The organism is Actinocrispum sp. NPDC049592 (genome assembly GCF_040675465.1).
In the GTDB taxonomy this organism is placed as follows: Bacteria; Actinomycetota; Actinomycetes; order Mycobacteriales; family Pseudonocardiaceae; genus Kibdelosporangium.
Genome location: NZ_JBFAPA010000022.1, coordinates 170,379 through 185,598 on the forward strand (window position 1 = coordinate 170,379; position 15,220 = coordinate 185,598).

The 15,220-nt window shown below is 67.5% G+C and carries 13 protein-coding genes; 10 read left to right on the top strand and 3 right to left on the bottom strand.

Annotation, left to right across the window (positions count from 1 at the left end; genetic code table 11):
- Window positions 1-425 precede the first annotated feature (425 nt).
- From AB0J95_RS42320 to AB0J95_RS42335, 4 genes are all read left to right on the top strand, one after another.
- Complete coding sequence (locus AB0J95_RS42320; protein WP_364770993.1) at window positions 426-2,642, top strand: glycosyl hydrolase family 28 protein; 2,217 nt, start codon at window positions 426-428, stop codon at window positions 2,640-2,642.
- Window positions 2,643-2,710: 68 nt separating this feature from the next.
- Window positions 2,711-3,160 (top strand): SWIM zinc finger family protein, encoded by a 450-nt coding sequence (locus tag AB0J95_RS42325; protein ID WP_364770995.1) that lies wholly within the window; start codon window positions 2,711-2,713, stop codon window positions 3,158-3,160.
- Between the two features lie 88 nt (window positions 3,161-3,248).
- On the top strand, window positions 3,249-3,869 hold the full coding sequence (locus tag AB0J95_RS42330) for a hypothetical protein (protein ID WP_364770997.1): 621 nt from the start codon (window positions 3,249-3,251) through the stop codon (window positions 3,867-3,869).
- 5 nt (window positions 3,870-3,874) lie between these two features.
- The gene (locus AB0J95_RS42335) at window positions 3,875-4,189 is read left to right on the top strand and encodes a hypothetical protein (RefSeq protein ID WP_364770999.1); all 315 of its coding nucleotides are present in this window, start codon (window positions 3,875-3,877) and stop codon (window positions 4,187-4,189) included.
- On the opposite strand, the gene AB0J95_RS42340 is transcribed toward AB0J95_RS42335, so the two are convergent.
- The 3 genes from AB0J95_RS42340 to AB0J95_RS42350 are packed head-to-tail and all read right to left on the bottom strand — an operon-like array spanning window position 4,186 to window position 6,930.
- Window positions 4,186-4,749: a dienelactone hydrolase family protein gene (locus AB0J95_RS42340; protein ID WP_364771001.1), complete on the bottom strand. Its 564-nt coding sequence runs from the start codon at window positions 4,747-4,749 to the stop codon at window positions 4,186-4,188. The two genes, AB0J95_RS42335 and AB0J95_RS42340, sit on opposite strands and share 4 nt — an antisense overlap.
- Window positions 4,742-5,887: an enolase C-terminal domain-like protein gene (locus AB0J95_RS42345; protein WP_364771003.1), complete on the bottom strand. Its 1,146-nt coding sequence runs from the start codon at window positions 5,885-5,887 to the stop codon at window positions 4,742-4,744. The genes AB0J95_RS42340 and AB0J95_RS42345 overlap by 8 nt, the downstream gene beginning before the upstream one ends.
- Window positions 5,888-5,892: 5 nt before the next feature.
- Entirely contained in the window at window positions 5,893-6,930 is a 1,038-nt protein-coding gene (locus AB0J95_RS42350) for a LacI family DNA-binding transcriptional regulator (protein WP_364771005.1), read from the bottom strand.
- A 183-nt stretch (window positions 6,931-7,113) separates the two neighbouring features.
- On the opposite strand from AB0J95_RS42350, the gene AB0J95_RS42355 reads away from it, so the two are divergent.
- The 6 genes from AB0J95_RS42355 to AB0J95_RS42380 all read left to right on the top strand — a co-directional run bounded on the left by AB0J95_RS42355 (window position 7,114) and on the right by AB0J95_RS42380 (window position 15,203).
- The gene (locus tag AB0J95_RS42355) at window positions 7,114-7,968 is read left to right on the top strand and encodes an ABC transporter permease (RefSeq protein ID WP_364771007.1); all 855 of its coding nucleotides are present in this window, start codon (window positions 7,114-7,116) and stop codon (window positions 7,966-7,968) included.
- Window positions 7,969-7,983: 15 nt separating this feature from the next.
- Window positions 7,984-9,000 (top strand): ABC transporter substrate-binding protein, encoded by a 1,017-nt coding sequence (locus AB0J95_RS42360; RefSeq protein WP_364771009.1) that lies wholly within the window; start codon window positions 7,984-7,986, stop codon window positions 8,998-9,000.
- A gap of 32 nt (window positions 9,001-9,032) precedes the next feature.
- Window positions 9,033-9,821: an ABC transporter ATP-binding protein gene (locus AB0J95_RS42365; RefSeq protein WP_364771011.1), complete on the top strand. Its 789-nt coding sequence runs from the start codon at window positions 9,033-9,035 to the stop codon at window positions 9,819-9,821.
- 36 nt (window positions 9,822-9,857) lie between these two features.
- Window positions 9,858-10,817, top strand: coding sequence for a hypothetical protein (locus AB0J95_RS42370; RefSeq protein WP_364771013.1), 960 nt, complete (start codon window positions 9,858-9,860; stop codon window positions 10,815-10,817).
- Window positions 10,818-10,848: 31 nt separating this feature from the next.
- A complete protein-coding gene (locus AB0J95_RS42375; RefSeq protein WP_364771015.1) occupies window positions 10,849-14,277 on the top strand; it encodes a ThuA domain-containing protein in 3,429 nt (1,142 codons plus the stop codon).
- A gap of 77 nt (window positions 14,278-14,354) precedes the next feature.
- A complete protein-coding gene (locus AB0J95_RS42380; RefSeq protein WP_364771017.1) occupies window positions 14,355-15,203 on the top strand; it encodes a sugar phosphate isomerase/epimerase in 849 nt (282 codons plus the stop codon).
- The last annotated feature ends 17 nt before the right edge of the window (window positions 15,204-15,220 follow it).

Consider the following 15,220-nt stretch of genomic DNA (forward strand, 5'->3'; position numbering starts at 1 on the left):
CAACCCAAGCACCCACGCGGCGCCCCCTCGCACCCACCCGGCGCCTCGCCAGCACGATCGCGGCACTTGGTGACCCCATCGCGCCGCAGGGGTCCTCGCACAAAATCGAACCGCCCCAGCCATCAACCAGGCGCCGCCGCAACCCACATCAAGGCGGCCCCCCAACCACAACCTGGCGCAGGGCCAACGTGGAACACGGCCTCCACGAACGTGGGACACGGGGTCGGCGAACGTGGGACACGGGCGGAGGAAAGGGGGACACGGGGTGGAGGAGAGGGGGACACACCCCGGAGGAGAGGGGGACATGCGGGGGAGGGAGGGGAGGTGGGGATGGGTTTGGAGATCCCACCATTGACGGGGGTGTGTGAGCGCTCCTACTCTGACGTGGCCGCCGCGATGTAAACGTTTACATGAAGGTGGTCACCTTGAGACGACTTTCCCTGCTGGTCACGGCGGCTGCCGTTGCTCTCGTCGGCCTGGTGGGCGCTCCGGGCGCGGAGGCGGCCGGCACGTTCAACGTCCGCGACTACGGCGCCACCGGCAACGGGTCGAGCAACGACACCTCCGCGATCAACAACGCGATCACCGCCGCGAACTCGGCGGGCGGCGGGACCGTGGTGTTCCCCTCGGGGACGTACAAGTCGAACAACTCGATCCACATGAAGAGCAACGTGACCGTGCAGCTCAACTCGGGCGCCACGATCATGGGCTCCAGTTCGAACGACTACGACCCGCCCGAGCCCAACCCGAACGACGACTTCCAGGACTACGGGCACAGCCACTTCCACAACGCGATGATCTGGGGCGACCGGCTGTCCAACATCGCGTTCGTCGGTGAGGGCACGATCGACGGCGGCGGGCACCTGATCACCGGCAACCCGGACTCCGGGCAGGCCGACAAGATCATCTCGCTGACCCGGTGCAGCGGTCTCACCGTCAGCGGCATCACCCTGCGCCGCGGCGGCCACTTCGCGATGCTGATCAACCAGTGCGACAACGTGAAGTCCGACCACCTGACCATCGACACGGCCAGTGACCGGGACGGCTGGAACGTCATCAGCACCACGAACGCCACCATCACCAACGCCAACATCGCCGCGAACGACGACGCGCTGGTGTTCAAGAGCGACTACGCGCTGGGCGCCAAGCTGCCCAACGGCCACGTGCGGGTCAGCGACTCCAAGCTGTCGGCCAAGTGCTGCAACGCGTTGATGTTCGGCTCGGAGACGTGCGGCGACTTCACCGACTACCAGTTCGACCGGATCAGCATCAACGGCTCGAACAAGTCGGGGCTCGGCATGGTGTCGATGGACGGCGCCAAGATCTCCGACGTGCACTACCGCGACATCACCGTCACCAACGTGCACTCGCCGATCATGCAGAAGGTCGGCACGCGAAAACGATGTGGCAACAACCCGGGTGTGGGCAACATCAGCAACATCACCTACGACAACATCACCATCACCGGGAACACCCCGGCGTTCAGCCCCACGCTCTGGGGCGAGTCCTCGGGTCACATCAGCAACGTCACGTTCAACAACGTCAACATCCGCGTGCCCGGCGGCAACGGCACCATGTCCACCAACCCGCCGAGCAACGATGCCAGTGACTACAACCCGAAGAGCATCGGCACCCGCCCGGCCTATGGCTGGTACCTGCGGTACGCCAACGACATCAAGTTCATCAACAGCTCGGTCCGGTTCGCGGCCAACGACGGTCGCCCCGCGGTGATCGCGAACAACAGCGGCCCCTTGTCGTTCCAGGACTTCACCGTCCAGCGCGGCAGCAACAGCCCGTTCGACATCGGGTTCCAGACGACGACCGGGGTCTGCGCGACGAATGTCCGTGACACCAACGGCAACGCGGTCCGCTTCAACCCCTCGACGCCGCCTTCCTGCAGCCCGGGCGCGGACTTCTCCCTGGCGGCAACGCCTTCGTCGCAGTCCGTCGCGGCCGGACAGTCGGCGACGTACACCGTCCGTGCTACGGCGGTGTCGGGATCGCCGGGTGATGTGACGCTGAGCGCGTCCGGTCAGCCCGCGGGCAGCCAGGTGTCGTTCAGCCCGAACCCCGTTGCCCCAGGCCAGGATTCGACGATGACGGTGACGACGGCGGCGAACAGTCCAAACGGGACGGCGACCATCACGGTCACCGGCGGCGCCGGGGGAGTGACCCGCACGGCCCCGGTCGGGCTGACCGTCACCGGCGGCAACGACCAGCTCGCGATCACCGGTCTGCAGGTGGCCGACTCGGCGAACTCGGCGGACTGGTCCGTTCAGTCCGGCCTGAACACCGGGGCGGCCCAGTACGGCGACCGGACCATCACGCTGCGGACCGTTCCGGCGGCACTGGCCGGCGCCCAGTGGATCCGGACCGCGAACGACTCCAAGGCCGCGTCGAACAACCCCCTGGTGACGTTCACGATCAACCGTGCCGCAACGGTCTCGGTCGCCGTGGACACCCGGGTGGGCAGGCCGTCCTGGATGGGCTCGGACTGGACCGACACCGGGACCTCGCTGGTGAACAGCGAGGGAACGGCTCGTACCTTCCGGGTCTTCGAGAAGGGCTTCGCGGCAGGTCAGGTGGCTCTCGGTCCGAACGGGGACTCCGGGAGCAGCATGTACACCATTGTTGTTCGCTGACAGTCAAGCGACCCTCCGTGAGTCGAAAAACACTCACGGGGGGTTGCCCGGTGGTGTTGGATGGCTCGGTGGCCGTACGTCTTGATGCCGACACCGTTTCCTCGCTGGTCGGACCGGATCTCGCCCGGATCGGGCGGGAGCACCTCGACCAGGGGCGCGTCTTCGAGCTCGCCCGGGAGGACGGCGGTGTTGCGGCGGTGGTGCTGGACTCCGCCCGTGAGGAGTTCGATGTCTGGGTCGGCGTGGTCAACGGCGCGCTGACCGGGGAGTGTGACTGCGAGGACGACGAGACCGCCCCGCTGTGCGGGCACGCGGTCGCGGTGACCCTGGCCGCACTGGAGGACGGCCTGTCGTTCACCTCCGTCCCCGAGAGCGACGATGACGACGACGAGGACCGGTTCGCCGAGGTGGCCGCCACACTGAGCTTCGACCAGCTGGTGGACCTGGTGGCCCGGCAGGCCGTCGCCGATCCCGACTTCGCCGACGAGCTGCTGTCGCTGGCCGACCCGAACGACTGAACCCCCGGTCGCTTGATCGGGTGAAACACGCGCGTGTGGCCGCGATTCGGCGGGCGATCATGAAGGGCGGCCGGTAGGAACTTCGGCCATGTCGAGGTTTCCCCGCCGGTGGTTGTGGGCTGCGCTGACCGTGCCCGCCGTGATCACGGCTGCCGGTCTCGCGGTGCTGACCGGCGGTATCGAACGGGAGATCGCGGCGAACGTGCACGCCGCCCTGCCCGAGGTCACGGTGGACGTGCACGGCCGGGACGTGGTGATCGGCGGAATCCAGGCCGAGCGGCTCGGCAAGGCCCGTGAGGTGGCCGCCGGGGTCGAAGGTGTGCGCGAGGCCACCACGAGGGATCCCGAGCTCGGTCCGATGCGGATGATCTTCGCTGCCGGTCAGGTCACCGTCACCGGCGTGACCGGCCAGGCCGCGTGGCGCGACGGCTTCCTGACCGCGATCGGCGAGCAGTCGCACGGCCGCAGGATCGTCGACGAGACCAAAACCGTTGCGGGAACGGACTTCCCGATCACCACCGAGGCGGCCAGGGCGGTGGTCTCGGTCATCACCCAGCAGCCCGAGGACATGACGGTGGCGGTCGAGCCCGGCCGGGTCATGGTCGCCGGGGTCGTGCCGGACAACGCGCGGCGGATGGCGGTGGTGACGGTGCTGCGCCGCCTGTTCGGCGCGGACACCGTGGTCGACAAGACGAAAACCAAGGAGTAAAGCCATTGTTGTGGCTCGCTGCCCAGACCTACCTGCTGTGCCTGGTCTCCTTCATCGCCGGTGTGGTGATCACCGCGGTGGTCCTGCGTAAACGGCGCCCGGCGCAGGCCGAGGACACCTCGGTGCTCGACGCGGTCGAGGACGAGGACGAGGAGGACGAGCCGGAGCCGATGATCATCAAGGGCTCCCGGAAGTCCATGCGCTACCACACCCCGGACTCGCCGTACTACGGCCGGCTCAAGGGCGACGTCATCTTCGAGTCGGTGGCAGAGGCCGAGAAGGCGGGCTACAGCGCCTGGAAGACCCCAGCCCGCACCTAAACGGCGTCCAGGAACGCCAGAACGCGCTGCTTGAGCACGTCCGTGGCGGCGCGGTCGTAGTCAGGCAGGCCGCTGTCGCTGAACAAGTGCTTGTCGCCGGGGTAAAGGAAAAGCTCCACCTCCGGGGTGTCGGCGGCCAGTTCCCGGGCGACGTCGAGGTCGCCGAGTGCGTCGCCGTCCATGGTGTGGATCTGACCCGGCAGGCCGGCAGGCCAGCCCTCGCCGAACTCGGCGGGCGGGATGGCGCTGTGCATCAGCAAGGCGCCCTTGGCGCCGGGCCGGGTCTGGGCCAGCAGCTGCGCGGGCAGCACGCCGGCCGAGAACCCGGCGTACACGATCCCGACGTCCAGCTCCTCGGCCGCGGCCCGGCCGCGGTCCACAAAGGTCTCCAGCCCGAGCTCCCGCACGTACGCCTTGCCGTCGGCGAGGTCCGCGAACGTCTTGCCCTCGTACAGATCGGGGGTGTGCACGGTGTGCCCGGCCTTGCGGAGGTCCTCGGCGAACGCCAGGCAGCCGGCCGTCAGGCCATGGACGTGGTGGAACAGCAGCACCTCAGCCATGCCGCGAGCTTAGGGACCGCACCAGCTCCTCGTCCACTTCGACCCCGAGGCCCGGTCCGGTGGGCACGGTGGCCATGCCGTCGGCGATCTTCACCGTCTCCCCGGTGGCGTACACGGAGTCGATGAACTGCCGTCCATTCAGGTCCACCGGGGTGTCCACACCGAAGGCCGAGAACAGGTGCAGGGACGCGGCCAGGCCCAGGTCGGAGTCGGTGAGGCCGGAACCCATCACGCGGACGCCGCTGTCCTGTGCCAGCTGGCAAAGCCGCCGCGACAACGTCAAACCCCCGCTGCGCTGGACTTTCGCGATGGCCACGTCGACCGCGCCCAGCCGCACGAACGTGGACATGTCGGTGGGGTGCCGCAGGCTCTCGTCCAGCGCCACCGGGATGGCCGAGCGGTCGCGCAGGCGTTGCAGCCCGGCGACATCGTTGGCGGGCAAGGGTTGTTCGAACGCGGTCACGCCCAAGTCCGCCAGGGCGTGGGAGATCCGCACGGCCTCGCCCACCGAATAGGCCTGGTTGGCGTCCACCCACAGCGGCGCGTCGGGGGCGGCGGAACGGACCGCGGCCACGATCGCGAGGTCGACCTCCTCGGCGTGCAGCCCGATCTTGACCTTGAACGCCCGGTAGCCGAGGTCTGAACCTTCGGCCACGGCCGCGGCGACCTCGGACGGCCCCTGCCCGGACACCACCCAGCCCAGCTGGATCGAGGACAGCCGGCGCTGACCCCACAGCACGCCGACCGCAACGCCCAAAGCCCGCCCCAGCAGGTCGTGCAGCGCGACGTCGACTGCGGACTTGGCCAGCGGCGACCCGATGGAGAAACCGCGGTTGATCGCCCGGTCGAACGCCGTTGTGACGCCGTCGAGGTCCCACGCGGGCAGCCCGATGATCGCGGGCGCGAGGTAGCCGTCGATCGTGCTGACGATCGACTCCTGCGTCTCGTAGGTCCACGCGGGGATCGGCGTCGCCTCGCCCCAGCCGAAGTGGTCGCCCGCCGTCACCTTGACCAGTACGCGGATGCTGGGCTTGCCCACGGTCGCGATCGACCCGCCGGACACGCCGAACGACCGCAGCGTCGGCAGCGGTACGGCGAATGTCTCAACGCGGTCGATCGTGAGTCCGTCCAGAGTCACAGTGTTCAATTTCCTGGGGGCACCCTTCCTGTGCTCGCCCGGATGACGACCTCGCCCGCCACCCGGAGGATTCGCCTGCGCCGTCCGGAGTCCCGCAACGCGAGCTCCATCGCCCGTTCGCCCAGTTGTTCCAACGGCAACGCCACCGTGGTCAGCGCGGGGGTCAGGTCCCGGACAATGGGAATGTCGTCGAACCCGGCGATGGAGACATCCCCTGGTACGGACATCCCCTTGTCCCGCAACGCCGACAGCGCGCCGATCGCCATCACGTCGGTCACCGCGAAAACGCAGGTCGCGGCCAGGCCGCGGGTCAGCAGCGTGTTCATCGCGTCGTAGCCGCCGTCCCGGGTGAACCCGGCCTCGACGATGTCCTCTTCGGACAGTGTCAGGCCTGCCGAGGCGAGCGTCGAGCGGAACCCGGCGATGCGGTCGGACACCGTGGTCAAGTCCCTGGGACCGGCCAGAACGGCGAACCGGCGATGGCCCATTTCCAGCAGTGCCTTAGCCAATGCGGCCGCCCCCTCTCGGTTCTCTGGCAGGACACTGTCAACGCGTAGGCTTCGGTGTCGTGAGACCACCGCGACCCGCCCGCCGCCCCGCAGGTACGGGTCGATCTCGGCGGCCAGTGAACGCTCCCAGGACTTGTCCTCGAAGCCGGAACCGATCAAGAGGATCGCCGGCGCACGCTGGGCCCGCAGCATGGAAACGTACGCGACCTCGCGATCGGCATCGCGGAAAGTGCTGGCCAGCATGACAAGCAGGCCGTTGTCCCCGGCCACGCGCATGATTCCCCGTGCGATCATGGCGAAGTACGGGTCGGACACGTCGTGGCAGATGACCCCGACCGTCCGCCGGGAGGCGCCCGCGAGCGCCTGGGCATGCGCATTCGGTGCGTACGCAAGGCGTCCGGCCGCGTCCTGCACGCGCGCGCGCAGGTCGTCCCGGACGTTCGCCGACCCGTTGAGCACGCGGGACACGGTCGCGGGGGACACGGCGGCGGCGCGGGCGACGTCCTGCAACGTCACGTGCGTCCGGTCGGCCATCGGCGCTCCACTTCTTGACCTGCCGTACTTCTTGACCTGCCGTGCGGGCCCTGTTTACTCTAGCGCAGAAAGCGCTTTCTGAAAGCGCTTTCAGAAATCCGCTGGAGGCGCTTCTAGCTGCGGGTAAGCGCTTTCACGTATGCGAAATGAAAGAGGATTCCCTGACCGGGAAGGCGGAGGGGTATGGCGGTGCGGGGCACGCGAGCGGCGCCGGCGGGGGTGGCCGAGCGCAGCCGTCCGGGAACGGGCGCGCGTGCCGTGCGGTTCATCCACCAGATCTGGCGTCCGGTCGCGCTGCTGGCGCTGTTGTTCGTGGTCTGGTGGGTGGTCACCGCCGCCGAGTGGGTCGAGCCCTATCTGGTCGCCTCCCCCGGGGATGCCTTCGACACGATCCTCGCCAAGCCGGAGTACTTCTGGGACAACACACTGGTGACGCTGTGGGAGACCATCGCGGGTTTCCTGCTGGCCATCTTGATCGGCGTGCTCGGCGCGGTGTTCATGGTGTACTCGCCGACGGTCGAGCGCACGTTCTACCCGTTGCTGCTGTTCGCCCAGGTGATCCCGAAGATCGCGATCGCGCCGCTGTTCATCGTCTGGTTCGGCACCGGCCTGACGCCCAAGATCATCGTCGCCGTGCTGATGGCGTTCTTCCCGGTGGTGATCTCCATGGTCACCGGCCTGAAGTCGATCGACCCGGAGATGCTGCAGCTGGCGTCGACCATGGGGGCCGGGCCGGTGAGCACGTTCGTCAAGATCCGGCTGCCCGCGTCGCTGCCGCACCTGTTCTCCGGGCTGAAGGTCGGCGTGACGCTCGCGGTCACCGGCGCCGTGGTCGGCGAGTTCGTCGGCGCGAACGAGGGGCTGGGTTTCGTGATCCAGCAGGCCAACGGCAACTTCGACACGCCGACCCTGTTCGCCGGCCTGATCATCATGTCCGCACTCGGTCTGCTGCTGTTCGCGGTGGTCGAGGTGATCGAGGCCCTTGTTCTCCCCTGGCACGCCAGCCGCCGTATCGACGCCGCTACGACCAGCATGTGAAAAGGGAGTTCCACCATGAGGTTCCGCACGCTCACCGCGGCAGTGGCGTTACTGGCGCTGGCCGCCGGCTGTGGCAGCAGCGGGGGCGAGAAGACCACCAGCAGCGAGGGAAAGCAGCTGGACAAGGTCACCCTCACGCTGAACTGGTACCCGTACGGTGAACACGCGCCGTTCTACTACGGCAAGGCACAGAAGATCTACGAGAAGCACGGCATCGACCTGACCATCAACGCGGGCCAGGGCTCGCAGAAGACCATCCAGGCCACCGCGGCCGGGCAGAACGACTTCGGCTGGGCGGACACGCCCGCGTTGCTCGCCGGGGTGGGCACCGGCATGAAGGTCAAGAGCGTCGGCGTGTTCCTGCAGACCACGCCGTCGGCCGTGCAGTTCTTCAGCGACAAGAACATCAAGTCGCCCGCCGACCTGAAGGGCAAGACCATCGCGAGCACCGCCGGTGACGCGCTGAGCAAGACCTTCCCGGCCTTCCTCAAGGTGAACGGCCTGCAGGCGTCCGACGTGAAGCTCCAGAACCTTGACGCCGCGGGCAAGATGGCTGCTGTGCTGTCAAGCCAGACCGACGCGTTGCTCGGCTTCGCCACCGACCAGGGCCCGACGATCCAGGAGAAGGGCAAGAAACCCGTCTCCTACCTGAAGTTCGCCGACTTCGGGCTGAACTTCTACTCCAACGGCCTGCTCACCTCGGTGAAGAACCTGTCGGAGAAGAAGGACCTGGTGACCCGGATGGTCGCGGCCACCAGCGAGGCGTGGACGGCCGCCGGCGCCAACGAGAGCGGCGCGGTGGACGCGATGAAGGGCGCCTCGGAACAGCTTCCGTCGCCGACGGTGCTCAAGGAGCAGTTCAGCGCCACGCTCAAGCTGCTGCACACCCCCGCCACCGAAGGAAAAGCGCCGGGTGTCAACGACGAAGGCGACTGGCGCAAGACGATCCAGGTGTTCGCCGACGCCGGTGTGATCGACAAGGCCCAGGAACCGTCCGCGTACTGGGACGTCAGCTTCGCGCCGAAGGGATGAGGATGCCCGGCCAGGCACCCGCGATGGTTGAGATGGACACCACCCGGAAAGACAGCACGGTAGACCTTCAGGACGTCTCGGTTCGTTTTCGTACCAAGAAAATGGACGTGACCGCGCTGCACGACGTCTCGCTGAGCGTCAGGCAGGGGGAGTTCATCGCCATCGTCGGGCCGTCCGGCTGTGGCAAGTCCACTTTGCTCAAACTGGTCTCCGGCCTGCTCAAGCCGTCCGCTGGGCAGGTGGAGTTGCTGGGCGAGGAGGTTCGCGGCCCGCGCCGCGACATCGGCTACGTGTTCCAGCGGGCCGCCCTGCTGGACTGGCGCTCGGCCCGCCGCAACATCCTGCTGCAGGCCGAGATGCGCAGGATGCCGGCCACCGAGGCCCGCGAACGTGCGGACGAGCTGATCGCGATGACCGGCCTGACCGGTTTCGAGGACGCTTACCCGTACGAGCTTTCCGGCGGTATGCAACAACGTGTGGCCCTGTGCCGGGCGTTGCTGCACCGCCCCCCGGTTCTGCTGATGGACGAGCCGTTCGGCGCGCTGGACGCGCTCACCCGTGAGCAGATGAACATCGAGCTGCGTCGAATTTGGCGCGAAACGGGGACAACTGTCCTCCTGGTCACCCACTCGATCCCCGAGGCCGTCTACCTCGCGGACCGGGTAGTGGTCATGACACCCCGCCCTGGCACGGTCGACGAGCTGATCGCTGTCGATTTGCCAGTTGAACGAGACTACGGCAAAACCATGGCCGAGCCTGAGTTCGCAAGGGTCACTGGCCGTATTCGAGATCTGCTGGGCGCCGCCACCAGTAACGATTGAACCCGTCGACTGTGTTGCACCTGGAGGGATCCAACAATGAAGGCACGTTCCGTCTTAGTCGTCGCCGCCAGCGTGGCCTGCACCGCGCTCGGTGTGTTCGCCGTCCCGGCGAGCGCCGGCTTGACAACGTTCTGCGAGGGGGAGGCCGGGGCTGTGACGGTCCCGGGCGACCTGAGAGTCGCGGCCACCAAGTCCTGCGTCCTGGACGGCACCATCGTCACCGGGACCGTCACCGTTGAGCCGGGTGCGAACCTGGTGATCACCGGTGGCAACTTCCAGCGTGAGGTCATGCTGCAGGACGACGCCTTCTTCGACGCCAAGGGAACCACGTTCGGCAGCACCGTGACCGCGGTGGACGCCTACGGGTTCTACCTGGCCGACACGAAGTCAGGCAACGTCAAGGTGTCCGCGAACCAGCACCCCGATCGCGGTACGTACGCCTACCTGAACACCGCCACCGTCAACGGTGAGCTCAACTCCAGCGTGGGCGAGGTGTACGCGGAGAACAGCCAGCTGGGCAGCGTCACCGGGACCAATGTGTCCTATGTGGACCTGATCAGCACCGTCGTGAACCAGAACCTGACCGTGTCCGGTGCCAGGCTCGGCGGCGTGTTCTGCGCCGGTGAGGTGTACGGCAACACCTCGTACACCGGCAACCAGGGCGCGCTGCAGATCGGCGCCGACGGCCCGATCGCGTCCTGCGGGCAGGCCAGCTTCTTCAACGGCAACGTCACGGCGTCCGGCAACACCGGTGGCGTCACGGTGAGCAACACCATCATCCGTGGCAACCTGGCCGGTGTGGACAACGACCCGGCACCGGCAGGCGAGAACAACCGCGTCCGTGGCACCATCTCGGGCCAGTTCGTCAACCTCGCCCCGCCCGCCGCGGCCCGTGCCGCGGCCGCTGCCGCACCGCAGCACAACCCGGACGTGATGACCGGCCGCAAGTCCGACGCGCTCGCCGAGGCGCACGCTGCCGGACCGGCACACCTGTAAGCACTCACGCAAGATGGCTTCCGCCGCGCGCATGAGGGCGTTGGTTTTCGCTGTGCTGCTCCTGGTCGGGCTCTTCGGGGTCCCGGCGACCGCGGCCACCCCGCGGTTCACCGCGTTGGTGTTCTCCAAGACCACCAACTTCCGGCACGAGAACATTCCCTACGCCAACGCGGCGCTGCGCAAGCTGGCGGACGAGAACAACTTCGCCGTCGAGTTCACCGAGGACTCGGCGGCGTTCTCGGACGCCAACCTCGCTCGCTTCCAGCTGATCATCTTCAACAACACCAACTCCACCCCGCAGACCGGCAATTTGCTGAACGCCGATCAGCGGGGTGCCTTCCAGCGGTTCATCGAGCACGGCGGCGGCTGGATGGGCATGCACTCGGCCACCGCGAGCGAGCGCGACTGGAGCTGGTTCGAGGGCCTCGCCGGGGCGATCTTCGACTTCCACCCGGTGATCCAGCCGGGCCGGGTGAAGGTCCTCGACCACGTCCATCCGTCCACGAAGCACCTTCCGGACCTGTGGGAGCTGGAAGGCGAGGAGTGGTACAACTGGAAGGTCAACCCGACCGGCAAGGTGCACGTGCTCGCGCAGGTGAAGGTGCGGGACGGCATAGAGGGGCTGACCCAGGGGGTGGACCACCCGTTCGCCTGGTGCCAGAACTACGACGGCGGCCGATCCTGGTACACCACCATCGGCCACCCGCCGTCGCGGTACTCCGATCCGGTGTACCTCAAGCACATCCTCGGTGGCATCGAGTGGGCGGCGGGCGTGGTGCCCGGCGACTGCTCGCCCACCAAGGACAACATGTTCCAGAAGGTCCCGCTGGTGACCGAGGGCCTGGCCGACCCGTTCGAGCTGGCCGTGGCCGACGACCGCCGGGTGTTCTACATCCAGCGCACCGGTGCGCTCAAGATCCTCAACCAGGACACCCTGCGCACCACCACCGCGCTGGACTTCGCCTACACCCCGCAGATGACCAGCCAGTCGGACGGTCTGCTGGGGCTGGTGCTGGACAACAACTTCGCCCAGAACGGCTGGGTGTACCTGTTGTACTCGGACAAGGTCGACAAGAAGGAGAACCTGTCCAGGTTCACGGTGGTCGGTGACAAGGTCGACATGGCCAGTGAGAAGCGGCTGCTGGAGATCCCGACCTACCGCGACGAGAACCGCGCCAACTCGCACATGGCCGGCTCGCTGGCCATGGACCGGCACGGGAACCTGTTCGTGGCAACGGGTGACAACACCGACCCGTTCAACTCCGACGGGTTCAACCCGATCGACGAGCGGCCGGGCCGCCGGTCGATGGACGCCCAGTCCACCGCGGGCAACACCAACGACCTGCGCGGCAAGGTCCTGCGGATCACCCCGCAGGCCGATGGGTCCTACACCATCCCGGCGGGCAACCTGTTCGCGCCGGGCACGGCGAAGACCCGTCCGGAGATCTACACGATGGGTCAGCGCAACCCGTTCCGGATCACGGTCGACCCGAAGACGGATGCGTTGATGGTGGCCGACTACGGGCCGGACGCGCGGGCGGCGAACCCGGACCGCGGTCCGGAAGGGACGGTCGAGTTCGCGCGGATCACCCATGCGAGCAACCAAGGGTGGCCGTACTGCATCGGCAACAACACCCCGTTCAACGACTACGACTTCGCGACCGGAGTGTCCGGGCCGAAGTTCGACTGCGGGCACCTGGTCAACGACTCGCCCAACAACACGGGTCTGCGCGATCTGCCCCCGGCCGAGGCGCCGACGGTCTGGTACACGTACTCGCAGTCGGCGGAGTTCCCGGAACTGGGCAGTGGTGGTGGCGGGCCGATGTCCGGGCCGGTCTACTCCTACAACCCGGCCAACCCGCTGGTGACCAAGTTCCCGGAGTACTTCGACGGCAAGTGGTTCGTCTACGAGCTGACCCGCGGGTACTTCAAGACTTTGTCGTTCCAGCGGACCGACCAGACCTTCGGCAACCCGCGGTTCCCCGCGGTCAACCAAGGGGATCTGCAGTCGATCAACAAGATCTTCACCAATATGTCGTGGATCCAGGCGTTCTCCGCGCACTTCGGGCCGGACGGGTCGCTGTATGTGATCGACTTCGGCGCTGGCAGCGGGACCGGGCGCGGGGCCAGCAACGAGGGCTCCGGGATCTACCGGATCGACTATGTCGCGAATGGACGGAGGCCCAACGCGAAGGTGTCGGTGGACGCCGACTCCGGGCGGTACCCGTTGACGGTCAGGTTCTCCAGCGCCGGATCCGGTGGTGGGGACGGGGAAGCCGTCGACTACGCGTGGGACTTCGACGGCAACGGCACGATCGACTCCACCGAGGCCAACCCGACGTACGTTTATCAGGCGCCGGGCCGGTTCGACGCCCGGCTGACGGTGACGAGCCGCAAGAACGGGCTCACCGGGGTCGCCGTTTCGACCATCACGCCGGGGAACAGCCGTCCCGAGGTGAAGATCCTTTCGCCGCGGAACGGTGGCGCCTTCGAGTGGGGTGACACCATCCCGTTCGAGGTCCAGGTGACCGACCGGGAGGACGGCCGGATCGACTGCTCGAAGGTCGTTGTGCAGTCGCAGCTCGGTCACGACCTGCACCTGCACCCGATGGACAACACCACGGGCTGCCGGGGCGAGTTCAAGACCGACCAGGGCACGAGCCATGGCCCGGGGCAGAACCTGTTCGTCGCGATGGCCGTGCAGTACACGGACAACGGCGGCGTGCGGAACACCCCGGCGCTGACCGGGTCCGCCCACATCGGACTGGAGCCCAAGCGCAAGGAGGCCGAGCACCACGAGGGCCTCGGTGGCGCACAAGGCGGTCCGACGGTGGTGAGCAACGCGTCGGCGTCGGCGGGCAAGCGGCTCGGTTCGATCCAGCACGGTGACTGGGTGTCCTACGACCCGGTGAACCTGACCAACATCGACTCGGTGACGGTCGGGGTCTCCTCCGGTGGTCTCGGCGGCAGGATCGAGTTCCGCGCGGACTCGCCGGCCGGGCAGCTGCTGGGTTCGGTGGACGTGCCGAACACGGGTGACTGGAACAACGTCATCTCACCGACGGTGCCGTTGGTCAATCCCGGCCGGACGGTGAAGTTGTTCCTGGTCTTCACCAACCCCGCGTGGACGCCCGCCTCGCCCGACCTGATGTCGTTGGACTGGCTCAACCTCAACGGCAACGGCATGGCGAAACCCGGTACCACCGCGGACATCGCCGTGACCGCCACACCGACCAGCGGCACCGCGCCGCTGAGCGTGGCGCTCAAGGGAACGGCGACCGCACCGGCGGGCCGCACGATCACCGGGTACGCCTGGGACTTCGGCGACAACACCGCCGCGGGCTCGGGTGCGTCGGTTACCCACCAGTACACCAAGAAGGGAACCTACACAGCGCGACTGACCACAACGGACAGTGCCGGAGTGCACACCGCCCGCACAGTCGTCGTGACCGTTTCCTGAGGTCCCCTCGTGAGTGGTTTTGGCCCGTTAGCACGGCCGAACCCACTCACGAGGCCTGAGCTGGAGGTTTACGAAAGATGACCACCTCTCGGCGCGGGTTCCTGCGGCTGGCCGCCGGGTCTGGCGTGGTCGTCGGCGGTATGACGGCGGGTGTGGCGGCGGCGGACCCGCCGCTGCACTCCGTGCCGCCGGACCACATCGGCATCCAGCTGTACACCGTCCGTGACATCATGGCGACCGATCCACAAGGGACACTCAACGCGCTCGGCCGGATCGGCTACGCGACAGTAGGCGTCAGCGGCCTCTATGGACACACCCCGGCGGCGTTCCGGGACATGCTCGACACGGCCGGCCTGCGGGCCGTGCTCACCCACACCAGCTGGGACGCGATGCTCGCGAACGTCCAGCGTGAGCTGGAGATCGCCCGCATCCTCGGCGTGCGCTACGTCGTGGTCCCGTCACTGCCGGGGAGCCTGCGCAACGTCGCCGGGTACCGGAATGCGGCCGCCGCATTCTCGTCCTGGGGTGAGAAATGTCGCAGCGCCGGCCTGAAGTTCCTGTTCCACAACCACAACGTCGACTTCGTGAAGGCCGATGGCAAGGTGCTGTACGACATCCTGCTCGACGAGACCGACCCGCGGTTGGTCAACTTCGAGCTGGACCTGTACTGGATCATCGCGGGCGGTTACGACCCGGTGCCGTACTTCGACCGCTACCCAGGGCGGTTCCCGGTGTTCCACGTGAAGGACCGGGCCGCCAACGGGTCCTTCGAGGACCTCGGCCGCGGCACGATCGACTTCCCCCGGATCTTCGCTCGGTACGCCCAATCGGGCATCCGGGAGTACGTCGTCGAACACGACACTCCGCCGATTCCGCTCGTCACCGCCGCACGCGGCCACGACTATCTGGTGGCTGTTCGCTTCTAGCGCAACTCCTGACTCCG